Raw genomic sequence first — 25,766 nt, forward strand, 5'->3', positions numbered from 1 at the left:
CGAGCCCTCTCAGCAGGCCCTCAGCGCGGGAACGCCGCGCCGAGGGCCTCGAGCAGTTCGGTTCCGCGCTCGGTGTCGGGCAACAGGTACGAGCCTTCGGTCCACTCGTTCCACGCATTCACCGTCACCATCGCCGGTGCGCCCGGCTGCGCGGCGAGCAGTTTGACCGACTCCGCCGCCGCCAGCGTGATGGACTCCACCGAACACTCGAACGACGGCGTCCAGCCGTAGCCGACATTGCGCTCCCACACCGCCTCCGGCGACGTGCGCGGCGAGTTGTCCCACCCCACGGAGATGTTCGGGACGAACGGCAACGCCAGATCGTCCGGGTAGGACCAGTAGGCCGCGAACGCCTCCGCACGGACGCGGTCCCAGTCGCCGACCGGGAACGGGTGGGCATCGATGTCGACGTGGTGCAGCCACGTGTACGAGCTGGCCGACGCGACGGGCAGGGCGCTCAAAAGCTCGCGAGGACGGGAGATGGTGACGTGGTTGGGCAGGATGCCGGCTCCCCAGACGACCGCGTCGACGTGCACCCCGGGCAGGCCGGCCTGCCGGGCCTTGCGGTCGAGTCCGGCCAAGGCCTCCGCAGCCGCCTCGACCCCACCGATGGCGGCGACGAACGTGCCGAGCTCGTAGATGGAGAAGAACGGCTTGCCGTCGACGGTGTAGTAGTCCGGGTGGGCGAAATACGCCGACACGACGTGATCGGTCATCTGCTCGAAGCTCTCCAAGCCGACACCACCGGGGCGCAGCAGCCGCGGTTGCGCGCCGCTGCTCGGCGCCGGCAACGGATACAGGTCGAGTAGATCGTGGTTGGCCCACATCAACGCGAACCGCATCGGCGTAGCGTCCTGGCCGCGGCCGAGGAAGCCTTCGTCCAGAGCACGCTGCAGGTAGGGGCCGTCGTCGTACCAGTAGTAGTCGAAGATGAAGCCGTCGATGCCGTGTGCGCGGGCCAGCTGCACCTCGGAGTCCATGACGCGTGGATCGGTCTCGTCGCGATGGCCGAGCGTGGGAATCCGCGGTTGGCGATGCCCGGGGAACCTCGGCGTGGCGTTTCGCACCAACTCCCATTCGGTGAATCCCGGCCGGAACCATCGGCTGTCGCGTTCATCGGCGTGCCAGTGCGGGAAGTAGTAGGCGAGTACGTCGGGTCTCAATGGGTGTCCTTGATCATGGGTGTCGACAGGGCTGCGGTGAGAAGGTGCGTGGTGGTGCGACGTGTTCGACCGGTCACTTGATGGCGCCGGCCACGAACCCGGCCCGGATCTGGCGCTGGAGAACGAGGTACACGGCGATGATCGGCAGGCTGATGAGGACGTTGGCGGCAAAGACCTTGGGCAGATCGACCTGCCGCTCACTCTGGAAGTACGTGGGAACCTGCGTGATCACCTGAGCTGACGAGTCCTGGAGGAGCAGCAGCGGCAGGAAGTACTCGTTCCACGCCGCCAGGAACGTGAAGATGACGATCACCGCGATGATCGGGCGCGCCAGCGGGGCCACCACCCGCACGAAGATCGTGACCGTCCCGGCGCCGTCCAGCCTGGCCGCCTCGTGGATCTCTCCCGGAATACCGGCGAGGAAGTTGCGACCAACCAGCAACCCGAACGGCACACTCAAGGCGCACAGCGGCACGATCACGGCCAACGGTGAGTCGAACAGTCCCAGCCGCTGGATGGTGACGAACAACGGGACCGTCAAAGCCACCGCGGGCAGCGCCAGACCGGCGATGACCGCGACCTGGCTGGTCCGCCCGAACGGCGCTCGCAGCATCACCAGGCCGTACGCCGCGGCCATGGCGACTGTCGTCACGACGGCCACGGTCGAGGCCGAGATGATCAGGCTGTTGAGGAAGAAGCGCAGGAACGGCGTGCCCGTCAGCACCTCGGTGTAGTTCCGCCAACCCGCGCCGGCCAACGATTCCTTCAGCACCAGGCCCAGGGGCACGATGACGACCAACAAGGCCAGAACGACGAGGACCTGGCTGACCACGCGGCTCGCGATGGACTGGTAGCGAAACATCGGGCTCAGGCCTCCCTGACGTGCGAGAGACGAACCTGCAGGACGGCGAAGACGAGAGCGATGATCACCAGGACCATCGACAGGGCGGCTCCGTAGCCGGCGTGGAAGCGCACGATCGTCTGCTCGTAGACGTGCAGGGTGAGCATCTCGGTGGACATGCCCGGCCCGCCCCCGGTCGTCAAGATCACCAGATCGAACGTCTTGAGCGCGTTGATGGCGGTGAGCACGATCAAGACGAGGTGAGATCCACGCAGGCTGGGCAGGATCACGGCGGTGAACATGCGGGCGTTCCCGGCTCCGTCGATCTGCGCGGCCTCCAAGGTCGCCTCGTCGACCTGTGCGATCGCCGCGTCGTAGATGACGAAGCTGTAGCCGGTGTACTGCCACACCGTGATCGCGACCAGGGTCGCCAGGGCGGTGGTGGGGTTCGCCAGCCACGGTTGGGCGAGCGAACCCAGCCCGATCGCGTCCAGGGCGGCGTTCAGCGCGCCGTCGTGGTCGAGCACGTGGCGCGCCGAGGTGGCGATGATGGCGGGGGACAGGACCACCGGCACGAAGACCAGCACGCGCAGCAGGTGGCGCCCACGCGTCTGGGTCCGCACCAGGACGGCGAGGCCGAGGCCGAGGCTGAGCTGCAGGACGATGATCGCCACGCCGTACACGGCGGTGTTGCGCAGGGCCGCGAGGAACACGTCGTCACGGGCCATCGCCACGTAGTTGTCGAACCCGACCGGCAGGCGTGTGGGGGAGATCCCGTTCCACTCGGTCGTGCCGACGGCGGCGTTGTACGCGATACCGACGTGCACTACACCGGCGACCAAGATCACCGCCGGCAGCACCCACAGCAGGGCGGCCGCCCGGGCGCGGTGTCGCGGCCACGTCGTCCGGGCACGCCCGGCGGGACGGGCCCGGGCCGGTGCTGCGGTTTCGTGCTCCCGGCGGGTCTCGGTGACGGGCATCGTGTGCTCGGTCCGGTCGGTGCTCAGCGCTCGAGGCCCGCCGAGACCTGCTCGACCTGCGCCATCGCCTCAGCAGCGGAGTCCGGGTCGGCGACGATGCTCGACAGCGCCTGGCCGAGTGCGGCCTCCAGGTCCGGGTACGGGATCTGGCGCGCGCCGATCAGGTCACCGACGGCGGCTTGCTGTTGCTCGATGTTGGCGGCTTGCTCGGGCACCACGACGTCGTCGGTGCTGACGTCGACGTCTGTGGCAGCGGGGATGTTCGCGAGACCGGCTTGGATCTGCTGCCCCTCGCCGTGGGTCAGGAACGTCAGCAAGGCGAAGGCTTCGTCGGGATGCTCGCTCTGCGCCGATACGGCCCAGCCGTTGTCCGGACCGCCGAACAGCGCCGTCGGTTCCTTGCCGGCCTGCGCCGCCGGGAACGGAGCGGAGAAGAACGGGCCGGCCGGCTCACCGGAGATGCCCTCGGCCGATGCCGCCAGGCCGGTGTTGGTCATGGTGCCGGCGGTGTTCCACGTGCCCAAGGCGATGAAGGCGGCCTCGCCGGAGATGAACGCGTTGAACGCGTCCGGGTACTCGGCCCGCGAGGCCGCGCCCTCGGCGACGATGCCGCCGTCGAACAGGCGCGCGAACTCCGCGGCTGCCGTGACGAACTCCGGTGCGTCCCATGCTGTTTCGCCGGCGATGGCCTCGTACACCAGGCCGGGTTCGTCGGAGTTGATGATGGACAGGAACAGGTCGATGTTGACCCAGGCATCCTTGGCGCCGTGGGCGAGGCATTGAGCGCCCGTGGCGACGATGGCCGCGCAAGCTTTCTCCCACTCGTCGAAGGTCGTGGGTACCTCCACGCCGGCTTCGTCGAGCAGCGACTGGTTGTAGTAGATCAATCCGGCGGCGCTCATGATGCTGGGCATCGCGGCCTGCTTGTCGTCCACCGCGAGCTGGGTCAGGCCTTCCTCGTGGAACTGATCACGCCAGCCTGCGCCGAGATCCGCCTCGAGCAGCGGCGCCAGATCTGCAGCGAGCGGCTCGTAGTTGGCCACCATGCCACCGGGCTGCAACTGGAACACGTCCGGGCCGTCGGAGCTGGTCAGCGCCGGGCGTAACGCCTGCACGTAGTCGTCGTACCCGTAGGGCCGAAACTCGACGGTGATACCGGGGTGCTCAGCTTCGAAGGCCTCGACGACGTCCTCGACCGCGGCGACGTTCCACCCCCACCACGTCAGGTGCACGGCGCCGTCCGGGGCGTCGGTCGCCGAGCCGTCGTCGGAACCGCCACCGCAGGCGCTGGCCAGCAAGGCCAGGGCGATCGCTGGGACAAGAAGACGGCGCTGGCCGGTACGAGCGACCTTCATGGCTGGCTACTCCTTGCTGTCGTGGCGGCCGAAGCCCGGGGTTGGTCGTGCAGTCCGCAGGCGCGTTGAAACCTTTCACAAATCTGAGGTGATGAAACCTAGCACCAACCGCGGGCGTCGGCCAAGGGGTCGTCGACAAGACGTGACTGAACTGGCTGAAGTGGCACGGCGAGTGGCGGGATGTCGGGTGTTTGGGAGATGAACCGGTTCATCAGATTGCCCTGTTTGGGCGCGTTCGCTGGTGAAGCCCCCTCAGCGAGTGGAGGAGCGCAGCACCAGCGACGGGGTCAGCACGCGGTTCTCGTGGTGATGGTTCGCGTCGTGACTCACCTCGCGAAGGACGAGCTCCACGGCCGCACTGCCGAGCTCGGCCTTGGGTCGGCGCACGGTCGACAGGGACAGGTGCGACTCGGCGACGAGGTCGATGTCGTCGTAGCCGATGAGCTGGACGTCCTGCCCCAGCTGCAGGCCGGCAGACCGATACGACAGCGCCACCCCGATGGCCAGCAAGTCGCTCGTGCAGAAGACGTCGATCGCTCCGTGCGCGGCGAGCAGGCGGTCGGCCGCGGCGGCGCCGTCGAAGACGGTGACATCGTCGACGGTGACTTCCACGAGCTCGCGCCCGGCCGCCGTGGCAGCGTCGCGCGCTCCAGCTCGGCGCCGGGCGAACTGGCCGATGCGCTGCGGGCCGTTCACCACGGCCACGGGGCGGTCGGTGCCGGCGAACAGATGATTCAACGCGAGCTGGGCGCCGTATTCGTCGTCCACCGCGACCGAGCACGTGTTGCGGGGCGCGCCGTCGTCGATGACGACCACGGGTATCCCGCGTTCCCGGGCGTGCTTGACCACCGGCATGGCCGAACGTACGGGCGTCACGAGAAGCCCCGCCACCCGCTGGCCCTCGAAGTTCTCCACATAGCGCAGCTGGCGATCGGTGCCACCCTGGCTGGTGGCGAGCATGATGACGTAGCCGTGCCGATCGGCCATCTCCATCGCGCCATGCGCGACCTCGGCGAACAGGAGGTTCTTGATGTCGGGCACGATCAACCCGATCGTGGTGTTGCGTCCTTTGCGCAGGCTCGCCGCACCTCGGTTGGCCACGAAGCCGGTGGATCTCATGGCCGCGTGCACCCGGCGCAGCGTCTCAGGCCCCACCCGTTCAGGACGGTTGAGGACGTTCGACACCGTCCCGATCGACACCCCGGCCACGCGGGCCACCGCGCGGATGCCGCGCGGCTGGTTCTCCTTCGCGGTGCTCATCAGGGTTGCTCCTGCCGTGCCATGGGTTCGGCGCCTGGGCGGACTGCTGCACCGTATCGTGCCCTCCGATGCCGACCGAGGGCACGATGAAGGAGGGTTGCGCGGATCAGGCCCTCGAATCGCGCGCCACGTCGAACGCCGCGTGATAGTGCGCGCGTGCCTCGTCGACGATGCTCGGAGCCAGCCACGCCACCGGCTCGACGTCGACGACGAGCGGCTCGTGGTCCGGGCCCAGGCCGACCGGCCGGGCGGTGAGCAACCACGGATGTCGGCCCTGGACGTCGGCGAGGTCGGCGTACTTGCAGACGCGGCGGGCGATCCAGTCGATCGCGGGCCGCGGCCACCATGGCTCGGGATCGATCGTCGTCACCGACAAGCCGGGCATGTGCACCCTGGCCTCGCAGTCGACGCTGGTCTTTCCGGAGAGGTCGGCATCAGGACCCTCGGACTGGCGCAAATACAAGCCCGGGCGTAGCCGCACCAGTTCGACGAGTGCGGCCAGGTCGGGCACAACGGGCAGCTGGCGCCCCGTTATCACCATGGTGGTCGTTCTACCCCGCCGGGTGTGGGGGTATGCGCGCGGAGTCGGCCTTGTTCTTCCTCGCTCGCGAGGCCGCCGTCAGCGACACTGGGACGGTGACTGCGGACCCGACACCCGGCGACGTCTTGCGGCGCATCGCGTACCTGCTCGAGCGTGCTCGAGAGCCGACGTACCGGGTGCGGGCGTTTCGCACTGCTGCCCAGGCCGTCGACGCCGTGACCCCGGAGGAACTCGCCGCGCGGGTCGCGGCGGGCACGTTGACCGAACTGCGCGGTATCGGCAAGGTCACCGCAGAGGTCGTGACCGAGGCGTTGGCCGGCGAGGTGCCGGTCTACCTGCGCCGACTCGAGGCCACCGGCGGCGAGCCGATCGCGGCGGGCGGTGAGCGGATCCGCGCTACGCTGCGTGGCGACCTGCACACACACTCGGACTGGTCCGACGGCGGCAGCCCGATCCACGAGATGGTCGCGGCGGCGTCGGCGCTGGGGCACGAGTACATGGCGCTGACCGACCACTCGCCGCGGCTCACGGTCGCCAACGGTCTTTCGGCGGACCGGTTGCGCCGGCAACTCGAGGTCGTGGCCGACATCAACCGGGAGTCGCAGATCCGGGTCCTGTCCGGGATCGAGGTCGACATCAACGAGGACGGCACGCTGGATCAGTCCGCCGAACTGCTCGATCAGCTCGACGTCGTCGTCGCCAGCGTGCACTCGAAGCTGCGGATGCCCAGCGACGAGATGACGCGCCGGATGGTCACCGCGATCGCCGATCCGCACGTCGACGTCCTGGGGCACTGCACCGGGCGGCTGGTGACCGGATCTCGAGGCACCCGGCCGGAATCGACTTTCGACGCCGAGATCGTGTTCGCGGCGTGTGCCCGGTTCGGGGTTGCGGTGGAGATCAACTCGCGGCCGGAACGGCTGGACCCGCCGAAGCGGCTGTTGCGCTTGGCGGTGGAGGCGGGTTGCTGGTTCGCCATCGACACCGACGCTCATGCGCCGGGCCAGCTGGAGTGGCAGCCCTACGGCTGTGAGCGCGCCATGGCCTGTGGCGTTCCGGTGGAGCGGATCGTCAACTCGTGGCCGGTGGACGAGTTGCTCGCGTGGACGGCGCGGCAGCAGCAGTGACCGCGGCGTCGAGAAGTTCCAGGACACGTTGGACGGCCGGGTGGTCCGCGACGGCCTTCTTGATGGCCACGCTGATATGGCGCACCGGCGTCGGCGCCACGACCGGCACGGTCGCCAGGCCACGGGGCAGGTCGACCACGCCGAGCGCGGGGAGCACAGTGATGCCGATGCCACTGCTGACGAAGGGGATGGCGGTGCGGTAGTCGTGCGTCTCGACGGCGAACTCGGGGGAGAAGCCGGCCTGCGTACACGCCGCGAGCAGGACCTGCCGGCACGGGCCGTCGGTGACGTCGTTGTCGACCCAGCGCCGGGAGGCCAGCTCGGCCAGCGGTACTTCGGTGCGGTAGGCGAGGGGATCGTCGTCGGTGACGACGGCGACATAGGGATCGTCGACGAGGCGCTTGACGATGACCTGATCGGCCACGTCTGACTGCGGGCCCTCGACGAAGATGTCGATGTCCGGATCGCCGCGCTCGGCGTTGCCGAGCTCGGTCATCCGCAGATCGAGGCGGAGCTCGGGGAACTCCGCGCGCAGCGTGGCCACGACGGGTGGCAGCCAGGCTGCCCCGGCGGAAGCGAAATACCCGATGGACAGGCTGCCGACGCGCCCGGCGCGAAGGTCGCTGACAAGGGCTTCGACCCTGCTCAGCTCCTGGAACAGTGGTTCGGCCGCCATGGCCAGGGCGCGTCCGGCGGCGGTGGGCTCGATACCTCGCCCGACGCGCTCGAGCAGCTGGAGGTGCGTCTCGCGCTGTAACGCGGCGAGCTGCTGGCTGACGGCCGAGGGCGTGTAGCCCAGCGCGGACGCGCTGGCCCGGATGGACCCCGTAGCCACGACCGTACGTAGCAGCCGGAGTCGCTGAACGTCGAGCATGACAGCATAGTACAGCTGAACTTAACGATGGTGAAGAAACAATCGCTTGTGCTTTCGAATGTGCGGGCGAAACGATGGGGGGCGTGAGTCGAATCATCCAGACCCCGGCCCCGGCGTCCTCGCGGACAGGCGCCGGCGGCTCCGACGCTGGAAAGGCAGCGATCGCCGCCGGCGTGACGGTCGTGTTGTGGGCATCGTCGTTCGTGGCGATCCGCGACATCGGGCATTCCCTCGCGCCGGCTCCGATGGCACTGCTGCGCCTCGCGGTCGCCGCGGCCGCGCTGACGGCGATCATGGCGGCCTCGCGCGGACGCGCCCTGCGGTTCCCGGCTTCGCGCCGGTCGATCGTCCTGGTGATGGCCTATGGAGTGGTGTGGCTGGGCGCCTACACCGTCGCGTTGAACACCGCCGAGCACCATGTGGATGCGGGAACGGCCGCGATGCTGGTGAACGTCGCGCCCCTGTTGGTGGCCTTCGGTGCGGGCCTGCTGCTGGGTGAGGGGTTTCCGGTTCCCCTGCTGCTGGGCTCGCTGGTGGCCTTCGGCGGCGTTGTGGTGATCGCGACCGGCTCGTCGGGGGACCGGGACACGATCGGCGTCGTGCTGTGCTTGCTGGCCGCTGTGCTCTACGCCTTCGGCGTACTCGTGCAGAAGGTGATCCTGCGCTCGGTGGACGCCCTGGTCGCGACGTGGCTGGGCTGCATCGTGGCCACCGTGGTGTTGCTGCCCTGGCTGCCGCAACTGATCGAGCAACTGCGCCACGCGCCGGCTGGCGCGATCGTGGCCACGATCTACCTGGGCGTGTTTCCCACCGCGATCGGCTTCAGCACCTGGGCGTACGCCCTGCGCCGCACGCCTGCGGGACGGCTCACCGCATCGACCTACGCCGTCCCCGCGGTGTCGGTGCTGTTGTCGTGGCTGTTGCTGGCCGAGGTGCCCGGCGTGCACGGTTTCGTCGGCGGGGCCATCTGCCTGGCCGGGGTCGCGATCTCGCGCCGCAGGTCGCGTCGCTGACGCCGGCGGCCTAGCCTGACACGGCGTCATGTTGGTCGGCCAGATGCTGGAGGGCCGTTGCCACGGCACGTGCCTCGGCCGGACTCAACTCGGCGAGGTGGCGGTCGGAGCCAAGCCGATGCCCGAGCGCGACGACGATGGCGGTGGTCGGCCCGCACTCGAGCCACGCCGCACCGTCATGTGGAAGTTCGGTCACGTCACCGAGGCATACACCGCTCGGATCGTGCTCGACGCACCATGGTTGATGCCGGTGCTCATCGTCGGCCACGGCCGGTCCTCCTGATTCCGCGACGCCGGCGGCGCGCAGTGTCGCCGCGGGTTCGGACGAGCGGCCGTAACCGGCACGTCGTGGCCAGCGCTGGGGTCGCGGCACACGGCCCGCCGGAAGCGGCGAACCAGCCGACTCGAGGTCGTTGAAACGACCTGGAGTGCGATGAGGGCCTCCCGCAGCGCCGGGCGCGCCGACGCGCTGTGCGCAGGAGCCTCATGACGAGCACGCGGATCGGAACAGGTCCAGCATCCGCGCCACCCCAGAATGACACCGATGTGATTCGACGTCAACCGAACATGTCGACGAAGCTCCAGTCAGTGAAAATGAATCGAACTCGTGTCCGTACGCTCTCGTGCCTGCGGCAGTGGCGCGATCGGCGGCCCGGCCGGCGGCGGTGCCAGCACCGATAGGGTCCTGCTGTGCCCAGACTCGCAGACGTCATCACGGTCCTCGAGCAGCTTTTCCCGCCCGAGCTGGCCGAGGCTTGGGATGCGGTGGGCCTCGTGTGCGGTGATCCCGACGCTGAGATCCGGCGCATCCTGTTCGCCGTCGACCCGGTCGCCGTGGTCGGTGACGAGGCCATCGAGGCCGGTGCCGACCTGGTCGTCACGCACCACCCGCTGTTCCTTCGTCCGGTCAACTCCGTTGCGGCCACGACGCCGAAGGGCCGGCTCGTCCACCGGCTGATCACCCACGGCATCGGTCTCTACGTCGCGCACACCAACGCCGACAAGGCCGCGCCGGGCGTCAACGACGCCCTGGCCGGCGTGCTGGGCCTGCAGGACTTGCGGCCCCTGGTGCCGCACCCGGTGGCCGGCGAGGCCGACACCGTCACGCCGACCGGGCTCGGCCGGATCGGAACATTGCCGGCCGCGGAGTCGCTGAGCGCCTTCACCCAGCGGGTGGCGCACCGGCTGCCGCGTACGGTGCACGGCGTGCGCGCCAGCGGCGACCCCGCGGCGATGGTGCGAACCGTCGCCGTGTGCGGAGGTTCGGGCGACTCCCTGCTCGACACCGTCCGCGCGGCCGGTGTCGACGCGTTCGTGACCGCCGACCTGCGCCACCACCCGTCGTCGGAGGCTGGCGAGTCCGGCGGGCCGGCCCTGGTCGACGTCGCTCACTGGGCCAGCGAGTGGCCGTGGCTGGCCCCGGCCGCCGAACGCCTGGCCGAGGGGTTGTCGCCGTGGGGGACTACGGTGGAGACTCACGTCTCGGCAACGCCGACCGACCCGTGGACCCTGCACGAATCAGCCCGCGAGCCCGGTGCGTCCGTGGCCGACGAAGGGAGCCAGCCCTGAACGTTGACCCTGCTGCCCAGCTGCGCCTGCTCGATGTTCAGGCAGCAGATCAGAAGCTCGACCAGCTGGCGCACCGACGCTCCACGCTTCCGGAAGCGGCTGAGCTCCAGAAGCTGGCCGCCGAGCACTCCCGGCTGCGCGATGCCGAGGTCGTAGCCTCCACCACCGTCGCCGACCTCGAGCGCGAGCAGAAGCGCGCCGACGCCGATGTCGAGCAGGTGCGGGCACGCAAAGCCCGCGACCAGCAACGACTCGACGCCGGCCAGGTGTCCTCGCCAAAAGAGCTGGAGAACCTGCAGAGTGAGATCGCCTCGCTCGAACGGCGCCAACGGGTGCTCGAAGACGCCGAGCTCGAGATCATGGAGCGCATCGAGCAGGCCCAGCGCGAGGCCGAGACCCTGGCCGCCGAGCGCGACGCCATCGGCCGCAAGGCACAGGAGGTCCAAGAGGCTCGCGACGCCGCGTGGGCAGCCATCGACGCCGAGACCGAGTCGCTGCGCGCCGAACGAGCCGCGATCGCCGCAGAGATCCCGGCCGAACTGATGTCGCTGTACGAGAAGATCCGGGCCGAACGTGACGGCATCGGCGCTGCGGCGCTGAGCCAACGGCGCTGCGAGGGTTGCCGGCTCCAGCTCGATGCCGCCGAGCTCAACCACATCCGCGGGCTCGCTCCCGATGTGGTCGTCCGGCACGAGGAATGCCGCCGCATCCTCGTCCGAACCGCTGAGTCGGGGGTATGAGCTTGCGCCGGTTGATCGTCGAGGCGGATGGCGGATCGCGCGGAAATCCCGGCCCGGCGGCCTACGGGGCGCTCGTGCGCGACGCCGAGACCGGAGAGGTCCTCGCCGAGGTGGCCGAGGCGATCGGGGTGGCCACCAACAACGTCGCCGAGTACCGCGGTGTGCTCGCCGGGCTGCAGGCGGCGTCCGCCATCGACCCCGAGGCCGTCGTCGAAGCCCGGCTCGACTCCAAGCTCGTCGTCGAGCAGATGTCCGGGCGGTGGAAGATCAAGAACCCGGACCTGCAGCCGTTGGCTCTGGAGGCCAAGCGTGTCCTGCCGGCTGAGAACGTCACGTTCACCTGGGTTCCGCGGGCGCAGAACACCCATGCCGACCAGCTGGTCAACCAGGCACTCGACGGCAAGCCCATCGGCGTCGCCACGGTGATCAAGCCGGAGGCGACGGCCGCGGATGCCGAACCCGCGGGTACCGCGTCGGTGGTGGCCTCGTGGGCACCGGAGCTAGCCACGCCGACGACGCTTCTGCTCGTCCGGCATGGCCAGACGCCGATGACGGCCGCGCGCCGGTTCAGCGGCGGCGGCGTCGAGGGCCCCTCGCTCGACGACACCGGTCGCCAGCAGGCCCAGCGGGCCGCGGAGCTGCTGGCGCAGTCGGGTGCGGTCGCCGTGGTCGCCTCGCCGATGCGACGGACCCGAGAGACGGCCGACGCCATCGCGCAACGCCTGGGCCTGGCGATGCGGATCGACGATTCGTGGCGCGAGCTTGAATTCGGCGCCTGGGAAGGCCTGACGCTGGCCGAGATCACCGAGAAGTATCCGGACGAGGCCGCGCGGTGGTTGACGTCATCGGATGTGCGTCCGCCCGGCGGCGAGACCATCGACGAAGTCGTGCGCCGGATCGCCGTGGCGCGAGACAAGGCCGCTGCCCGCAATCCTGGTCAGCCGATCATCGTGGTCACGCATTCCATGCCGGTGCGCTCGATGGTGGCCATGACTCTCGAGGCGCCGGCGCGGGCCGTGCTTCGGCTGCAGCCCGCACCCGGTTCGGTGACCGAGATCCAGGTCTACCCCGACGGCGCGACCTCGGTCACCGGCTTCGGGCTGCGTCCGTAGCCGCCGTCGGCACGTGGGTGACCACGACGTCGATGGTGGTGGCCGCGCCGCGACGGGCCGGCGCGGTCACCTCGGTGATCCAGCCGGCCGAACGCAATAGCTCGGCGAGCCCGACCGGCTCGTGCGGCGAGCTCGCGGCGGTGAGTAGTTCACGGGCGATGCGGCCCTTGGTGACCTTGTTGTGGTGGCTGACGACCGTGCGTCGCCCGTCACGTTCATGCAGGACACGCACATGTGCCAGGCGTGCGGCGACGTCCGGGCCGGGGCGCCAGTAGGGCGTGTAGGTGCCGGACCGCAGGTCGACGATCAGCCCGTCGCCGGCCGCGTGCGCCATGGTGGAACGCAGGACTGGCCGCCAGAACGCGGCCAGTCGCCCGACGCCGGGGAGATTCGTACCGCCGCCGAGCCGGTAAGCCGGGATCATGTCGCCCGGGCGCAGCAACCCCCACAGACCGCTGGTGATGGCCACCGACCGGTCGGCCCGGCGCCGCGCGGCCGAGGACAGGCCGCGCAGGTCGAGGGCGTCGAAGAGCACGCCGGCATACACCGCACGCGCGGGAGCTGCCGCCGCCTCGCGTAGGCCGGCGTTCATCGCGACCTCACCGGCCTGGGTGGGGCCGAGACCCAGCACCTTGGCTGCGACGTCCGGCTCATCTCGGCACAGCTGGACCAAGGCGGCCATCGCCTCGGCGCGAGGCCCGGTGAGTTCGGGGAAGGACAATGTCTCGAGGTCCAGCGGTGGACCGTCGACCGGGCGTGTCTTGCCCTCGGACGGGGGCAGCAGGATCAACACAACGGTTCAGCGTACGCGGGGCGCTGGCGATGATCACGCCCGTCCGGCTTATGGTGAACGGTCATGGCCGGCGCCACCTACACACACGGGCATCACCCCAGCGTGCTGCGGTCCCACGCGTGGCGGACGGTGGCGAACTCGGCGGCTTACGTGGTTGACCGGTTCGTGCCCGGCGCCGACGTCCTGGACGTCGGCTGTGGGCCCGGCAGCATCACGGCGGAGATCGCCACGCTCGTGGCGCCCGGCCTGGTGGTCGGAGTCGACAGCACCGACGCGCCACTGGACAGCGCGCGCGAGACGGCGGAGGGTATCGACAACGTCGAGTTCCGCGTCGGTGACGTGTTCGGCTTGGACTTCCCCGCGGCGTCGTTCGACGTCGTTCACGCCCACCAGCTGTTGCAACATGTTCCAGACCCGGTGGCGGCGCTGCGAGAAATGGATCGAGTCTGCCGCGCCGGCGGCGTGGTAGCAGCTCGCGACAGTGACTACGCCGGGATGCACTGGTTCCCGCAGGTCCCGGAGCTGGATGAGTGGCTCGATCTGTACCGGACGCTGGCCCGGGGCAACGGGGGCGAACCCGACGCGGGCCGTCGGCTGCTCTCGTGGGCGAGGACGGCTGGGCTGACCGACGTCGCGGCGACGGCGAGCGTGTGGTGCTTCGCGGCACCGGAGGAACGGCTCTGGTGGGGCCGGATGTGGGCGGACCGCGTGCGGGAGTCCGCCTTCGCGCGCCAAGCGATCGACCGCGGACTGGCCACCTGGGGCGACCTCGACCGGCTGGCACGCGGTTGGCAGCGCTGGGCGGACCACGACGACGGCTGGTTCGCCGTCCCACACGGCGAGATCGTCGCGGCCGGGCGAGCTCGGGCCGGCGCTGCGTCCGGGCCGTAGCCGCTCCGATCGGATTCGCACCGTTCCTCGGGTTGGATTAGTCCCGCCGCGCGCGCGCTATTAAGGTCTTCCCCGTGCTCACGATGCAGGACGCGCTGCTTGCGCTCACGAAGTACTGGACCGACCGCGGCTGCCTGATGGTGCAGCCGTTCAATACCGAGGTCGGCGCCGGAACGATGAACCCGGCGACGATCCTTCGCGTCCTCGGTCCCGAGCCGTGGCACGTGGCCTACGTCGAGCCGAGCGTGCGTCCGGACGACTCCAGGTACGGCGAGAACCCGAACCGGCTGCAGACGCACACGCAATTCCAGGTCATCCTCAAACCCGATCCGGGTGATCCGCAGGAGATCTACCTGGCCAGCCTCGAGGCCTTGGGCATCGACGTGCGGGCCCACGACATCCGGTTCGTCGAAGACAACTGGGCCTCGCCGGCCCTCGGCGCCTGGGGACTGGGCTGGGAGGTCTGGCTCGACGGGCTCGAGATCACCCAGTTCACGTATTTCCAGCAGGCCGGTGGCCAGACGCTCGACCCGGTCTCGGTCGAGATCACCTACGGCATCGAGCGCATCATCATGGCGCTGCAGGGTGTCCAGCACTTCAAGGACATCGTCTACGCGCCCGGCATCACCTACGGCGAAGCGTTCGGCCAGGCCGAGTACGAGATGTCGCGCTATTACCTCGACGACGCCGACGTGGAGGCCAACCGGGCCCTGTTCGAGACCTACGCGACCGAGGCGGGCCGGCTGATCGAGCAGCGCCTGCCGGTGCCGGCCTACACCTACGTGCTGAAGTGCTCCCACACCTTCAACGTCCTCGACTCCAGGGGTGCCATCAGCACCACCGAGCGCGCCAAGTCTTTCGCCCGGATGCGCGGCCTGGCCCGCGAGGTGGCGTCGCTGTGGGCCGAGCGGCGAGACGAGCTCGGCCACCCGTTGGGGACCGCGCCGCAGCCGCGGGCGTCCTCGGACACCGAGCCGTTGCTGCCCGGAGCGCCCGATGCGCGCCAGGCCGAGCCGACGGCGCCAGCGCCGTTGTTGTTCGAGATCGGCACCGAGGAGTTGCCTCCCCACGAGGTCACCAACACCGTCGAGGCTGTGCGGTCGGCCGTGACCACCAAACTCGGTGCTACGCGCCTCCAGCACGGCGCCGTCGTCGTCGACGGGACACCGCGGCGGATCGTGGTCCAGATCGACGATGTCCACCCGCGTGAACCGGACGCGCAACGAACCATCCGCGGCCCCAAGGTCAGCGCCGCTTACGACGCCGACGGCGCGCCGACCAAGGCCCTGCAGGGCTTCGCCCGCAGCCAGGGGGTCAGCATCGACGAACTGTCGCAGGCAGATTTCGGCGGCAACGAGCACGTCGCACTGACCGTCACCGATGCCGGGCGGGGAGCGGTCGATGTCCTGGCCGAGGTACTCGGCGCCGTGGTGAGCGAACTGCGCGCCGAGAAGAACATGCGCTGGAACGACCCCGAGCTGTCGTTCTCGCGCCCGATTCGCTGGCTGACTGCGTTGCTCGGCGAGGTGCGCGTACCCGTGGTCGTGTCGTCGCTGGTGAGCGGGCGCACGACCCGCGTGCACCGAGAGGCCGACGAACCGGTGGTCGAGGTCGCCTCGGCGGCGGGCTACCGCGAGTTCCTGGCCGGGCATGGTGTGGTCGTCGACACCGCGGCGCGCCGCGCCGACGTGGTCACCGCCGCAGAAGCCCTGGCCGAACAGGCCGGCGGGCGCATCGACGTCGACGGGGAGGCTGGGCTGATCGACGAGATCACCAACCTCGTCGAAGAGCCGAACGCCCTGCTCGGGAACTTCGACACCGCCTATCTCGACCTGCCCGAGCAGGTCCTGACCACCGTCATGCGCAAGCACCAGCGCTACCTGCCGGTGCGCGATCAGGACGGCCGGTTGTTGCCGAAGTTCGTCGCGGTGGCCAACGGCGCGTGCGACGCCGACCGCGTCCGGGCCGGCAACGAGGCCGTGCTGCGGGCGCGCTACGAGGATGCCGCGTTCTTCTGGCGTGCCGACCTGCAGGTGGCGCCCGAAGAGTTCCGGGCTCGGCTGACGCAGCTGACCTTCGAGGAGAAGGCGGGGTCGATGGCCGACCGCGCGGCGCGCATCGCGGCCATCGCAGGTGATCTGGGCAAAGGGCTGGCCCTCGGAGCCGACGGGTCTGCGGCGCTGGCGCGAGCTGCGGCCTTGGCCAAGTTCGACCTCGCCACCCAGATGGTCGTCGAACTGTCGAGCCTGGCCGGCGTCATGGCGCGGGAGTACGCGCTGCGTGCCGGCGAGAGCGAGGCGGTCGCGCAGGCGCTGTACGAGTTGGAGTTGCCGCGCCACACCAGCGATGCGCTGCCCGCGAGCTTGCCGGGCGCGGTGCTCGCGCTGGCCGACCGGTTCGACTTGCTGATGACGATGTTCGCGCTGGGCGCCAAGCCGACCGGCAGCTCCGACCCGTTCGGGCTGCGCCGAGCCGCGCTGGGCGTCGTGCGCATCCTGCGCGAAACGCCGGACCTGGCGAGCGTCACCGTCGACGGCGGGCTCGCCACAGCGGCCGACCGGCTGCGGGCCCAGGGCATCGACGTGCCGGACGAAGCGGCGAGTGCGGCTCGTGAGTTCGTCGCCGCCCGGTTCGCCCAGCAGTTGCGGGACGAAGGTGCTCCACCGGACTTCGTGAACGCCGTGCTGCCGGGTGCGGACGCTCCGCGCCAGGCGGTGCAGACCCTGGAGGCGGTGCGCGCCCGGGCCAGCGACGATTCGTTCCGCGAGGTCGTGGCCGCCGTGCAGCGCATCGCGCGGATCGTCCCGGCTGGAACCTCGCCCAGCTACGATCCGGCGCTGCTGACCGAGCCGGCCGAACAACGCCTCATCGAGGCGGTTCAGGCGCTGGGCGACCGCTCCGGCGACCGCGTCGTCGACTTCGCCGACGCCGCCGGTAGCTGGGTCGAAGCGGTGAACGCGTTCTTCGACGACGTGCTCGTCATGGCTGACGATGCGCAGGTCCGGCAGGCTCGGCTGGGATTGCTGGCCACGGCGCTGGCACACAGCCCTCGAGACGTGGACTGGGCCGCGCTGGACACCGCACTCGGCTGAGACGCCAACGTCCGTGGGTTTTGCCGGTACACCGGCCGGGTACCTCGTGGTCGACGTGGACAGATCGACGTGGACAGATCGGGCATGACGGCGGGAGCTCACGATGCCAAGCACGTCATCCGAACCCACCACCTGGGGCAGTACCGACATCGTGCACGGCGCGTTGCGTGGCACGGTCGCGGCCATGAGCATGGGCGGGTTGCGCGTGCTCAGCACCTCACTCGGGCTGCTGGAGAAGACCCCGCCGGAGATGATCACCTCCGAGCAGGCGCCGAATCTGGTACGCAACCTGTCCGACGAGGCGCGTGATTCGTTCATCGTGCTGCTGCACTGGGGCTACGGCGCCATGGGCGGCGCCTTGTTCGGAGCCTTGCCGGCCCGGATCCGGCGACGTCCCGGTGCGGGACCCGCGTTCGGCCTCGCGCTGTGGCTGGCGTTCGAGTTGGGGCTGTCGCCGGCGCTCGGGTTGCAGCCGGCTCGTCGGCGCAGCACCGGCGAACGGCTCGCGCTGGCCGCGGACCACCTCTTGTACGGCGCAGTGTTGTCCGAGCTGCGCAGCACACCGCAGCGGTGAAATCGGCGGTGCTGTCGTCTTCGACGGGTCGGTGCGGCTGGTGCGGTGCGTTGACCGTCGCACTGCCGATGATCATGGGCAGCTGGCGGCGCGCTGGCGCCGTCCTCGCCTCATGATCTCCGCTACCGGATTGATCCCCTCACGGTGCGTCTTCCCGCCGGGTCACGGCGCGTGGCTCGTCGCCGAGGACGAGGCCAGCCGACCGCTCTTGCGGGGGTTGCGGATCTGCCAGCAGGCGGCACCGGCGACGAGCCAGCCGGCCAGCAGGATCGTCCCGAGCGAGTCCAGGACGACCCCGGCCGATCAGGCCGTCGCCTGCGCCGTCGTCGTAGAGGCCTGGCCCTTCGTTGACCCCCGCTAGGAGCAGGACCAAGCCGAGGCTGAGCATGACGCAGCCGAGCCACAACAGTGCAGCCAGATGGTTGTTGAGTTTGCTGTCCATGTCGCCCCTTCGTGTTGCCCCTTGATGTTGCCCTTGGTGTGGATGCGGAGCGTAGTGAGCGGGACGGACTCTTCAGCGTCGCGCGTCGGATGGTGCGGATCAACCCCGAGACAGGGGACCTCGGCGACGGAACTGGAGAACGAGTCGGCCTGTAAGCCGGATTCTGTGAAGGGGGGAGCATCCAGCCCCTGACCGGCGTCGGGATCGTGGGAGCGGCCTCGTCTTGGCCCGCCCTGTTGAGGGCCGTAGAAGGCCCGTGAAAGTCTGACCTTCATGCAGGGCGGCGAAGCGGAGCGGCCGATCGCGGACGCGGTCGAGGCGCTGACGGAGGTCCGGGACAAGGATGTTCCGGGTGAGACCGACGGCGTACTCGACGTCCTGCGCGGCGAGATGGAGAATGTGCGCCGACTGGTCGAACGCTCCCAGAACGCCTCTCTTCTCGGCGAACTGGACGCCGCCGAGCGGGCGATGGAGGGCGACGTGCGCTCGCTCCGCAACGAGCTCGGCACTGTCCTCACCGGGGAGATCGGCAAACTCGAAGAACTACGGCGTCATGACGACAGTTCGCCAGAAGGTGGGGTTTCTGACAACGCCGCCGCCGTCGCGCTCACCCCTTCGCCGCTGCCCGTTATCCACATCAGGGGTGCCGGTGACGAGCACGAGGAGATCCGCAAGAACCCCCCGCCCAACACGATCATCGTGGTCGACGAGGGCGCTGTGTACACGACCGATGATCAGGGGCGCGTGGTCCTGGTCGAGGCGACTTTGACCGATGGCCCGCCAGCACCGCGCAACGAGCACCACCAGCGGACCCTTCCCGGGAAAGCAGACAAGGACGACGCCGGCCACCTCATCGCCAGTGTCCTCGGTGGTAACGGGGACAGGATCAACCTCGTGCCGATGGGTCAGCAGGTCGACCGATCCAAGTTCGCCACCTTGGAGAATCGCTGGCGCAAGATCGTCCGCAGCGGCGGGACGGTCGACGTGGAGATCAAGGTCCGCTATAGGGAGGGGCCACGACCTACGATGTTCGTGATCATCCATGGACCGACCGGCGAGGAACCCGATACCGAGATCATCAGGAACCGCCCGACGAAGAGGAAGCCGAAGTGAGCATCCCGGATCAGAGCAAGCTGAACGAAATCGGCCGGGCGATGGTCGCGTCCGCGCCGGATGGTTGGCACCTGCTCACGCTGGAGGTCACCGCGGCCGGGGACATGATCCGCGGGCGGCTGTACGTGACCACGGACGACAGTAGCCCTCGCAAGAAGGTCCGCATGGATGAGGACGGTGTCATTGCCGCTTCGGAACTGCGCGAGGATATGTACCAGGAGCAAACCGGCACCTGGTACAACGCGACGTTTCAGGTGGCCGCTGGTGGTGAGATCAGGGCTGAGTTCGACTACGAGAATGCACCGTACGGTGGCATCGCCTCCGACGACTCCGAGGGTGAAGCCGACCCGGAGCTGCTCATCGAGGACCAGGAGCTGTACCCACGTAGCCCCGAACACCTGCCCGCCTGGCACCCGGCGCGGGCGTCGTAACTCAGTGGCGGCGTCCGCGGCGTGGTACGCACGTCAGCACAGGGGAGTTGTGATGAACACGTTCCGGGCCGGAATCGGAATCTGCCGAGTCTGAACGCCGGGGCGAGCAGAGTTTGAAACAGAAGCGCCAGGTGTCAGGAGCCCATCCGGGTCAACCAGCACGATCGGTTCCCGGATGACTGTTGACGCAGCAACGGGGAGCCCACGTGATCTTGGTCCGTAAGAAGTCCGCAAACAGCCAGCTGTGGCCAACGGTTACAAACCGATGATGGTGCAGATCAACCCCGAGACAGGGGACCTCGGCGACGGAACTGGAGAACGAGTCGGCCTGTAAGCCGGATTCTGTGGTTCCGGCGAACCGGAACCGGCGACCATCCATCTAGGACCGCCGTTGCCGACGGCCTCGAGCGGTCTACCCGGGAACTCGGGCGGGCAGCCCTCGGACGTTCCCTGTCTGACCTTGCTCCAGGTGGGGTTTACCGAGCCGTCCCGGTCACCCGGGACGCTGGTGGTCTCTTACACCACCGTTTCACCCTTACCGCGCGTGCAGGACACGGCGGCGGTCTGCTTTCTGTGGCACTGTCCCGCGGGTCACCCCGGGTGGGCGTTACCCACCACCTTGCCCTGTGGAGTCCGGACTTTCCTCGGCGAGACCTGTGTAGGTCCCGACGCGGCCGCCCGGCCGACTCGTCCTCCCCGTCCAGGATACCTCCGGCACAGGTCGAGCCCGAACGGCACCGACCGCCGCCCACATGGCGGACATCGTGATTGACCGGTGGACTCAGCATGATCAAGATCATCGGTACAAGTGAATAAAGGAGTCCCGTCCGGGATTGACCAGTATGAACCTGGGGTTTCCGGACGGCCGTAGGAAAGGGCGACCGGAGACCACAGAACTATCGGAGGTACTCAGGTGTCTTGTCTACCCTACGGTCGGTACCGCCCGCTGCGGCTTCGTCAGCTACGCCGCTGGCTGGTGGGCCCCGGGCAGCCGGTCAAGGGCGTCGGCCTGTTGGTGGCCCTGATCGCGTTGCTCGTGGTCCCGTACATCATGTACGGGTGACCGGCTCCGAACGTCACGGAGACATCGTCGGCCCTGTCCCCGGCCAGGTTGCTCGACGAGTCCTCCAGGACGTACGACGACCCGGTCTGTGAACCGGGTCGTCGTGCATCTGGTCACGTGAACCGTTCGGCCGCGAGCATGGCGGCCCCGATGATTCCGCCGTCATTGCGCAGGACGGCGGGCACGATCGGCGTCTGCAGATCGAGCAACGGCAGAAACCTGTCCGCCTTCTTGCTCACGCCCCCGCCGACGACGAACAGGTCGGGGGAGAAGATGAATTCCAGGTGGGCGTAAAAGTCCTGGAGCCGCTGCGCCCACGCCGCCCAACTCAGGTCTTCGTCCTTGCGCACCGATGCGGCCGCCCAATGCTCGGTCTCCTGGCCGTTGGCGAGATAGAGGTGCCCGAACTCGGTGTTGGGCAGCAGTTGCCCGTGGTGCAGGAGGGCACTGCCGATGCCGGTGCCGAGCGTGGTGACGATGACGAGTCCGTCGACGTCGGCGGCCGCGCCGCGTTGGTCCTCGGCCACGCCCACGGCGTCGGCGTCGTTGACCACGACGACCTGCTGGCTGGTCCGTTCCCGCAGCACCTTCTCCAGCGGAAAGTCGAGCCAGGCGTCGTCGACGTTGGCGGCAGAGCCGATGACGCCGTTCCGGACGATGCCGGGGAACGTGCACCCGAACGCCCCGCGCCACTCGAAGCGCGCGAGGATCTCGAGGACGACGTCCAGAACGTTGTCGGGGGTGGACGGCTCCGGGGTGTCGATGCGCACGCGGTCGTCGGCGAACGCGCCCTCGGCGAGGTCGACCGGCGCACCCTTGATGCCGCTGCCGCCGATGTCGATGCCGAAGCCGTGCGTCGTGGAAGTCACAGGATCAAGCTTGGCCGATGGCGGCTGGTGTCGCTACAGGTGTGGAGGGGTCAGGGGAGGGTGAGGATCTCCGCGCCGGACTCGGTGACGAGCAGGGTGTGCTCGAACTGGGCCGAGCGGCGCAGGTCCTTGGTGACCACGGTCCAGCCGTCGTCCCACATGGTCCACTCGTGCGTGCCGAGATTGAGCATCGGCTCGATGGTGAACACCATGCCCGGCTCCATGACGGTGGTGGAGCCCGGATCGTCGTAGTGCGGGATGACCAACCCGGAGTGGAACGCCTCGCCCACGCCGTGGCCGGTGAATTCGCGCACCACACCGTAACCGAAACGCTTCGCGTAGGACTCGATGACCCGGCCGATCACGTTGATCTGACGGCCCGGCTTGACCGCCTTGATGGCGCGATCGAGGGCTTCGCGGGTGCGCTGGACCAGCAGGCGCGACTCCTCGTCGACGTCGCCGGCGAGGAAAGTGGCGTTGTTGTCCCCGTGGACACCGTTGAGGTACGCGGTGATGTCGATGTTCACGATGTCGCCGTCGGTGACGACCGTGGAGTCGGGGATCCCGTGACAGATGACCTCGTTGACGCTGGTGCACAACGACTTGGGGAAGCCGCGATAGCCGAGCGTCGACGGGTAGGCGCCGTGGTCGCAGAGGAACTCGTGGCCGACGGCGTCGAGCTCGTCGGTGGTGACGCCCGGTTCGACCCGCTTGCCGACCTCGGCCAGCGCGCGTGCCGCCAACTGGGCCGCGGCGCGGATTCGCTCGATGGTCTCGGAATCCTTCACTTCCGACCCGGTGAACGGGGCGGGACCGGGCTGGTCGACGTACTCCGGACGCGCGATGGACGCGGGGACCGGGCGGCGTGGCGAAACGATGCCAGGGACGACGGAGGACATGGTGTGCCAGTCTAGGTAATGATCGGCACGGCGACCGAGCCGGGCGAAGCACGACCGACAGGAGGGCAACCGCATGGCGGAGGGACCTTGGTACTGGTGCTTGGACCACGCAGCGGTGGAGCCGCAGCTGGGGTGCCCGAACGATCGCCGGATGGGCCCGTACGACACGGTCGAGGAGGCTGAGACCGCCATCGCCCGCGCCAGGGAGCGTACCGCCGAGATGGATCGCCTGGACGAAGAATGGTCCGACGACGACTGAGTCCACCGGTGTGAAACCCCGCCGCCCCAGCGCCTGACTGCTCGTCAGAGCCCGAGCTCGCCGAGCCGCTCGGAGATGCGCGTATCGGTGGACGGCACCGGCGACTCGGCGTGCACCCAGCCCTGACCGCCGAAGTACATCGAGAAGATCTTCTCCGCGGTCCGCGTGGCCAGAGCCTGCGTCGTCAACGTCGGATTGGGCCCACCAAGCGAGTTCGCCAGCGCCGAGTTGTCCGCGATGAACAGCTGCTTCACCCACCGGGCCTCGCCGTTCGCGTCAAGCACGGAATCCGCTTCGGAGGTCCCCATCCGCATCGACGACTGCACGTGCAACAACAGCGGCGGCCAGTCGATCCGGATCACGGTCCGAGCACCAGCCGCCCGCAGCGTCTCCGCCGCCCGGGCGGAGACGTACTCGCGATTGCGCAGCGTGCGCGCCGAGCGCCGACGCTGAGCGAACCGGACCTTCGGCACCGGTCCGTGCTCGTCGGCCGGCAGCGCCGACAGCGTCACCCGGTTCTGGGCCTCCACGTCGTCGTCGGTGATCACGAGGATGTTCAGCAGCCGGTCGACCCCGTTCATCAGCGCGTCCTTCAACTCCGCACCGATCATGCGCCCCGCCGCGCCGTCCCACGGCCCGGTCGCACCGCGACCGTTGTCGTAATGGCCGCGGATGCCGCTGTCGGAGAAGACCGCGGCGAACTGCTGGAGCCCGGGCGGCAGTCCGACGTTCTCCATGCTTCCGTGGCCGGGGAAGTCGGCTCGTGCTGCTGAAGCCGCACCCTTGCTCGACTCGGTGCGCTCGTCGAACAGGCCGATGACCCAGTCGAAGAAGTGGTCGGTGTAGCCGCGGCCCACCCAGTCGTTCGGGTTGGGCAGCCCGCTGTTGAGCCACAGCCGGGGGTTCTCGGTACAGCCGCCGGCCAGGACGACCACGCGCGCGTCTTCGCGGTTCGTCTCCCCGGTAGCTCCGGTGCGCCAGGTGACCCCGGTGGCCACGAGCTCCCCGGCGCGCTTCTCGGTGTGGATCTCGGTGACGTAGGCGTCGGCGAGCAGCGTCACCGGCTTCCCGCCGGACGCCCACACGTCGGCGGTCAGCGCCATCGGCACGTAACTGTTGTCTGTCGAGCGCTTGGCGGCCAGGTTGCGCGGCGCCCCGTGCGGCTTCGTGCACCCCTGGAAGCAGTATCCGCAGAAGGTGCACCCGGTGGACTCCGGATAGCGCAGCCGGGGATCGTCGCGCCCGCTCACCTTGCCCGCCCAGCCGCCGGGTTGCAGGATGGCGTTCTCCTGCGGCCGGAACGAGTCGCGCGTGGTCGTCTTCGTCGTCTGGACCGGCAACCCGATGCCTTCGCAGCCGCGGAAGAACGTCTGCTCCTTGGTGCCCATGGCCGAGGTCTGGACGGGCAGCGTCGTCTCGACCCATTCGTAGTACGGCCGTAGCTCGTCGTAGGTGAACGGGAACACGTGTGCGGTGTCGTAGGCGTCGCGGTCCGGTCCGTCATAGCCGCTGAACACGCCGGGGTAGGCCCGCGGGCAGTTGCCGAAGTAGTGCTGGGTGGTGCCGCCCACGCCGCTGAGCTGCCAGACGAAGGAGTTCTGCGGCGTCTCGCGGTACCACGCGGGAGCCGAACGGTCGCTCGGCCCGAACCGGAGGAATCCGGTCAGCGGGTTGTTGGCGTCGTTCTCGTAGTGCGTCCACTCGCTGGCCGGATCGGCGTGGCGGGGGCCGGCTTCGAGCATCAGCACGTCCAGCCCTTGGGCCGCCAGCTCCTTGGCGACGACGGGGCCACCGCCGCCGGCGCCGATCACGATGACGTCGCGCATCAGGCGTCCACCTCAGTACGTCCCTCGTAGTAGCCGATGAAGTCGTCCCAGCCGTCTACCACGCCGTCCGGCTGGTAGCCGGCCAGCTGCCAGCCGACCGGCCGGGCGGTGAGTGTCTTGGTCTGCGGATCGAAGACGGCGGATTCGTTGTAGGCGCCGAAGGCGGAGAACTCCAGCAGCGCACCGCCGATGAACTGCAAGAGCCCCGAGACCGAGCTGCGCAGCGGCTCGGTCAGCCGCGCGTCGAGCAGCGCGACCAGGTCGGCGTCGGGCCCTTCGAGCAGTTCGAACGCCCGGCACTTCTCCTCCAGCGTGAGCCGGGCGAACGGGGAGAGGAACGCTCCGTTGACGGCAAGCGGGTTGACCTGGGTAGCCACGACGTTGAGCAGCAGGGCGACGGCGATCGACAGCGGCAGTGCCGTATCGCTGCGCAACAGAACGGCCAGGGCCTGGTCCAGCGTCCCGATGGAGTCGAGCAGCGGCCCGAGCAACGAGGGCGGTAGCTGGATGCCTATGTCGTCCACCGCCGTGGACAACGCTGCGGCCAGGGGAGTCGCGAGTTGGTCGGGGAACGGGACGAAATTGTCCAGCGCGCCCAGCATGAAGTCGGTGGCGCCGGCCTCGAGGGCGCCCGGTTCGGGCCGGGGTGTGCCCTGCGCTGCGGAGTAGTCGTCCGGCCCGGGGCAGACCATGACGACCAGGCCGTTGATGGTGTCGCGGGACAGCTCGGCGAGTACGGGCCGCAGCAGGTCCACCAGGCCCGGCAGGTGCAGGCCGGCCGCGGACGCCGTGCCGCGGCCTCCGGCGAGCAGGCCGCCGGAGGCGGCGACGGCGCCGAGCACCCCCATCCGGGCGAGGAACGTCCGGCGGCCGATGCCTTCGTATGCTGACATGACAGACCTTTCGCGGCGCCTGAACCGGCTCGTTCGTTACGCGCCG

General features: G+C 69.2%; 26 protein-coding genes and 1 other RNA gene. 13 read left to right on the top strand and 14 right to left on the bottom strand.

The genetic code is table 11. The features are described 5' to 3' along the window. Positions 1-20: 20 nt before the first annotated feature. The 6 genes from M6444_RS12385 to M6444_RS12410 all read right to left on the bottom strand — a co-directional run bounded on the left by M6444_RS12385 (position 21) and on the right by M6444_RS12410 (position 6,140). Positions 21-1,163: a glycoside hydrolase family 99-like domain-containing protein gene (locus M6444_RS12385; RefSeq protein WP_298327607.1), complete on the bottom strand. Its 1,143-nt coding sequence runs from the start codon at positions 1,161-1,163 to the stop codon at positions 21-23. 73 nt (positions 1,164-1,236) lie between these two features. Continuing rightward, positions 1,237-2,025, bottom strand: a complete 789-nt coding sequence (locus tag M6444_RS12390) for a carbohydrate ABC transporter permease (protein WP_298327610.1) — start codon at positions 2,023-2,025, stop codon at positions 1,237-1,239. Between the two features lie 5 nt (positions 2,026-2,030). After that, positions 2,031-2,984, bottom strand: coding sequence for a sugar ABC transporter permease (locus M6444_RS12395; protein WP_298327613.1), 954 nt, complete (start codon positions 2,982-2,984; stop codon positions 2,031-2,033). Positions 2,985-3,007: 23 nt separating this feature from the next. Next, positions 3,008-4,339: an extracellular solute-binding protein gene (locus tag M6444_RS12400; protein ID WP_298327615.1), complete on the bottom strand. Its 1,332-nt coding sequence runs from the start codon at positions 4,337-4,339 to the stop codon at positions 3,008-3,010. A 252-nt stretch (positions 4,340-4,591) separates the two neighbouring features. Further along, positions 4,592-5,599, bottom strand: a complete 1,008-nt coding sequence (locus tag M6444_RS12405; protein ID WP_298327616.1) for a LacI family DNA-binding transcriptional regulator — start codon at positions 5,597-5,599, stop codon at positions 4,592-4,594. Between the two features lie 106 nt (positions 5,600-5,705). Continuing rightward, positions 5,706-6,140, bottom strand: coding sequence for a DUF6098 family protein (locus M6444_RS12410; protein WP_298327618.1), 435 nt, complete (start codon positions 6,138-6,140; stop codon positions 5,706-5,708). Positions 6,141-6,172: 32 nt separating this feature from the next. Here M6444_RS12410 and M6444_RS12415 point away from each other — a divergent pair, with 32 nt between their 5' ends. Beyond that, the gene (locus M6444_RS12415; RefSeq protein WP_298327620.1) at positions 6,173-7,267 is read left to right on the top strand and encodes a PHP domain-containing protein; all 1,095 of its coding nucleotides are present in this window, start codon (positions 6,173-6,175) and stop codon (positions 7,265-7,267) included. On the opposite strand, the gene M6444_RS12420 is transcribed toward M6444_RS12415, so the two are convergent. Further along, positions 7,212-8,141, bottom strand: coding sequence for a LysR family transcriptional regulator (locus M6444_RS12420; RefSeq protein WP_298327622.1), 930 nt, complete (start codon positions 8,139-8,141; stop codon positions 7,212-7,214). The two genes, M6444_RS12415 and M6444_RS12420, sit on opposite strands and share 56 nt — an antisense overlap. Positions 8,142-8,215: 74 nt before the next feature. On the opposite strand from M6444_RS12420, the gene M6444_RS12425 reads away from it, so the two are divergent. From M6444_RS12425 to M6444_RS12445, 5 genes are all read left to right on the top strand, one after another. After that, positions 8,216-9,154, top strand: a complete 939-nt coding sequence (locus M6444_RS12425) for a DMT family transporter (RefSeq protein ID WP_363326343.1) — start codon at positions 8,216-8,218, stop codon at positions 9,152-9,154. A gap of 28 nt (positions 9,155-9,182) precedes the next feature. Then, positions 9,183-9,437 carry a hypothetical protein gene (locus tag M6444_RS12430; protein ID WP_298327627.1) on the top strand — a complete coding sequence of 85 codons (255 nt, stop codon included), beginning with the start codon at positions 9,183-9,185 and terminating at the stop codon, positions 9,435-9,437. 407 nt (positions 9,438-9,844) lie between these two features. Further along, positions 9,845-10,723, top strand: coding sequence for a Nif3-like dinuclear metal center hexameric protein (locus M6444_RS12435; RefSeq protein WP_298327630.1), 879 nt, complete (start codon positions 9,845-9,847; stop codon positions 10,721-10,723). Beyond that, complete coding sequence (locus M6444_RS12440; RefSeq protein ID WP_298327633.1) at positions 10,657-11,463, top strand: C4-type zinc ribbon domain-containing protein; 807 nt, start codon at positions 10,657-10,659, stop codon at positions 11,461-11,463. The genes M6444_RS12435 and M6444_RS12440 overlap by 67 nt, the downstream gene beginning before the upstream one ends. After that, positions 11,460-12,575, top strand: coding sequence for a bifunctional RNase H/acid phosphatase (locus M6444_RS12445; protein WP_298327636.1), 1,116 nt, complete (start codon positions 11,460-11,462; stop codon positions 12,573-12,575). The genes M6444_RS12440 and M6444_RS12445 overlap by 4 nt, the downstream gene beginning before the upstream one ends. Here M6444_RS12445 and yaaA read toward each other — a convergent pair. After that, positions 12,550-13,368 (bottom strand): peroxide stress protein YaaA, encoded by an 819-nt coding sequence (yaaA, locus tag M6444_RS12450; protein WP_298327639.1) that lies wholly within the window; start codon positions 13,366-13,368, stop codon positions 12,550-12,552. The two genes, M6444_RS12445 and yaaA, sit on opposite strands and share 26 nt — an antisense overlap. Positions 13,369-13,431: 63 nt before the next feature. On the opposite strand from yaaA, the gene M6444_RS12455 reads away from it, so the two are divergent. The 3 genes from M6444_RS12455 to M6444_RS12465 all read left to right on the top strand — a co-directional run bounded on the left by M6444_RS12455 (position 13,432) and on the right by M6444_RS12465 (position 17,925). Continuing rightward, on the top strand, positions 13,432-14,259 hold the full coding sequence (locus M6444_RS12455) for a methyltransferase domain-containing protein (RefSeq protein ID WP_298327642.1): 828 nt from the start codon (positions 13,432-13,434) through the stop codon (positions 14,257-14,259). 83 nt (positions 14,260-14,342) lie between these two features. Then, positions 14,343-17,351: a glycine--tRNA ligase gene (locus M6444_RS12460; RefSeq protein ID WP_298327781.1), complete on the top strand. Its 3,009-nt coding sequence runs from the start codon at positions 14,343-14,345 to the stop codon at positions 17,349-17,351. Between the two features lie 103 nt (positions 17,352-17,454). Beyond that, on the top strand, positions 17,455-17,925 hold the full coding sequence (locus M6444_RS12465) for a hypothetical protein (RefSeq protein ID WP_298327644.1): 471 nt from the start codon (positions 17,455-17,457) through the stop codon (positions 17,923-17,925). A 139-nt stretch (positions 17,926-18,064) separates the two neighbouring features. Here M6444_RS12465 and M6444_RS12470 read toward each other — a convergent pair whose 3' ends face one another. After that, the gene (locus M6444_RS12470) at positions 18,065-18,367 is read right to left on the bottom strand and encodes a hypothetical protein (protein WP_298327647.1); all 303 of its coding nucleotides are present in this window, start codon (positions 18,365-18,367) and stop codon (positions 18,065-18,067) included. 273 nt (positions 18,368-18,640) lie between these two features. Between M6444_RS12470 and M6444_RS12475 the strand changes: the two genes are divergently transcribed. Together M6444_RS12475 and M6444_RS12480 are read left to right on the top strand one after the other, a co-directional pair. Then, a complete protein-coding gene (locus M6444_RS12475; RefSeq protein ID WP_298327649.1) occupies positions 18,641-19,480 on the top strand; it encodes a DNA/RNA non-specific endonuclease in 840 nt (279 codons plus the stop codon). Beyond that, positions 19,477-19,911 (top strand): hypothetical protein, encoded by a 435-nt coding sequence (locus tag M6444_RS12480; RefSeq protein ID WP_298327652.1) that lies wholly within the window; start codon positions 19,477-19,479, stop codon positions 19,909-19,911. The genes M6444_RS12475 and M6444_RS12480 overlap by 4 nt, the downstream gene beginning before the upstream one ends. 315 nt (positions 19,912-20,226) lie before the next feature. Here the strand turns inward: M6444_RS12480 and rnpB are convergent. Continuing rightward, positions 20,227-20,601: RNase P RNA component class A (gene rnpB, locus M6444_RS12485), an RNA gene on the bottom strand. Between the two features lie 223 nt (positions 20,602-20,824). Here rnpB and M6444_RS12490 point away from each other — a divergent pair. Further along, a complete protein-coding gene (locus tag M6444_RS12490) occupies positions 20,825-20,974 on the top strand; it encodes a hypothetical protein (RefSeq protein ID WP_298327655.1) in 150 nt (49 codons plus the stop codon). A 113-nt stretch (positions 20,975-21,087) separates the two neighbouring features. Here M6444_RS12490 and ppgK read toward each other — a convergent pair whose 3' ends face one another. Beyond that, positions 21,088-21,843, bottom strand: coding sequence for a polyphosphate--glucose phosphotransferase (gene ppgK, locus M6444_RS12495; protein WP_298327658.1), 756 nt, complete (start codon positions 21,841-21,843; stop codon positions 21,088-21,090). A 50-nt stretch (positions 21,844-21,893) separates the two neighbouring features. Continuing rightward, the gene (gene map / locus M6444_RS12500; protein WP_298327661.1) at positions 21,894-22,742 is read right to left on the bottom strand and encodes a type I methionyl aminopeptidase; all 849 of its coding nucleotides are present in this window, start codon (positions 22,740-22,742) and stop codon (positions 21,894-21,896) included. Between the two features lie 73 nt (positions 22,743-22,815). On the opposite strand from map, the gene M6444_RS12505 reads away from it, so the two are divergent. Then, positions 22,816-23,001 carry a hypothetical protein gene (locus tag M6444_RS12505; RefSeq protein WP_298327664.1) on the top strand — a complete coding sequence of 62 codons (186 nt, stop codon included), beginning with the start codon at positions 22,816-22,818 and terminating at the stop codon, positions 22,999-23,001. A gap of 44 nt (positions 23,002-23,045) precedes the next feature. Here the strand turns inward: M6444_RS12505 and M6444_RS12510 are convergent, their stop codons facing one another. Both M6444_RS12510 and M6444_RS12515 read right to left on the bottom strand, forming a co-directional pair. After that, positions 23,046-24,827 (bottom strand): GMC family oxidoreductase N-terminal domain-containing protein, encoded by a 1,782-nt coding sequence (locus M6444_RS12510; RefSeq protein WP_298327667.1) that lies wholly within the window; start codon positions 24,825-24,827, stop codon positions 23,046-23,048. Beyond that, on the bottom strand, positions 24,827-25,720 hold the full coding sequence (locus M6444_RS12515) for a hypothetical protein (protein ID WP_298327670.1): 894 nt from the start codon (positions 25,718-25,720) through the stop codon (positions 24,827-24,829). Before M6444_RS12515 ends, M6444_RS12510 begins: the two co-directional genes overlap by 1 nt. Positions 25,721-25,766 lie beyond the last annotated feature (46 nt).

It is taken from the genome of Haloactinopolyspora sp., from assembly GCF_027324685.1.
GTDB lineage: Bacteria > Actinomycetota > Actinomycetes > Jiangellales > Jiangellaceae > Haloactinopolyspora.

What these genes read in the sequence shown, in the direction of transcription:
- M6444_RS12390 (WP_298327610.1), bottom strand. Translation starts at nt 2,025, where the DNA reads ATGTTTCGCTACCAGTCCATCGCGAGCCGCGTGGTCAGCCAGGTCCTC.
- M6444_RS12515 (WP_298327670.1), bottom strand. Translation starts at nt 25,720, where the DNA reads ATGTCAGCATACGAAGGCATCGGCCGCCGGACGTTCCTCGCCCGGATG.
- M6444_RS12510 (WP_298327667.1), bottom strand. Translation starts at nt 24,827, where the DNA reads ATGCGCGACGTCATCGTGATCGGCGCCGGCGGCGGTGGCCCCGTCGTC.
- M6444_RS12415 (WP_298327620.1), top strand. Translation starts at nt 6,173, where the DNA reads ATGCGCGCGGAGTCGGCCTTGTTCTTCCTCGCTCGCGAGGCCGCCGTC.
- M6444_RS12420 (WP_298327622.1), bottom strand. Translation starts at nt 8,141, where the DNA reads ATGCTCGACGTTCAGCGACTCCGGCTGCTACGTACGGTCGTGGCTACG.
- M6444_RS12475 (WP_298327649.1), top strand. Translation starts at nt 18,641, where the DNA reads ATGCAGGGCGGCGAAGCGGAGCGGCCGATCGCGGACGCGGTCGAGGCG.
- M6444_RS12455 (WP_298327642.1), top strand. Translation starts at nt 13,432, where the DNA reads ATGGCCGGCGCCACCTACACACACGGGCATCACCCCAGCGTGCTGCGG.
- M6444_RS12410 (WP_298327618.1), bottom strand. Translation starts at nt 6,140, where the DNA reads ATGGTGATAACGGGGCGCCAGCTGCCCGTTGTGCCCGACCTGGCCGCA.
- M6444_RS12470 (WP_298327647.1), bottom strand. Translation starts at nt 18,367, where the DNA reads ATGGACAGCAAACTCAACAACCATCTGGCTGCACTGTTGTGGCTCGGC.
- M6444_RS12445 (WP_298327636.1), top strand. Translation starts at nt 11,460, where the DNA reads ATGAGCTTGCGCCGGTTGATCGTCGAGGCGGATGGCGGATCGCGCGGA.
- M6444_RS12395 (WP_298327613.1), bottom strand. Translation starts at nt 2,984, where the DNA reads ATGCCCGTCACCGAGACCCGCCGGGAGCACGAAACCGCAGCACCGGCC.
- M6444_RS12425 (WP_363326343.1), top strand. Translation starts at nt 8,216, where the DNA reads ATGGGGGGCGTGAGTCGAATCATCCAGACCCCGGCCCCGGCGTCCTCG.
- M6444_RS12430 (WP_298327627.1), top strand. Translation starts at nt 9,183, where the DNA reads ATGTTGGTCGGCCAGATGCTGGAGGGCCGTTGCCACGGCACGTGCCTC.
- map (WP_298327661.1), bottom strand. Translation starts at nt 22,742, where the DNA reads ATGTCCTCCGTCGTCCCTGGCATCGTTTCGCCACGCCGCCCGGTCCCC.
- M6444_RS12465 (WP_298327644.1), top strand. Translation starts at nt 17,455, where the DNA reads ATGCCAAGCACGTCATCCGAACCCACCACCTGGGGCAGTACCGACATC.
- M6444_RS12460 (WP_298327781.1), top strand. Translation starts at nt 14,343, where the DNA reads ATGCAGGACGCGCTGCTTGCGCTCACGAAGTACTGGACCGACCGCGGC.
- M6444_RS12505 (WP_298327664.1), top strand. Translation starts at nt 22,816, where the DNA reads ATGGCGGAGGGACCTTGGTACTGGTGCTTGGACCACGCAGCGGTGGAG.
- M6444_RS12400 (WP_298327615.1), bottom strand. Translation starts at nt 4,339, where the DNA reads ATGAAGGTCGCTCGTACCGGCCAGCGCCGTCTTCTTGTCCCAGCGATC.
- M6444_RS12405 (WP_298327616.1), bottom strand. Translation starts at nt 5,599, where the DNA reads ATGAGCACCGCGAAGGAGAACCAGCCGCGCGGCATCCGCGCGGTGGCC.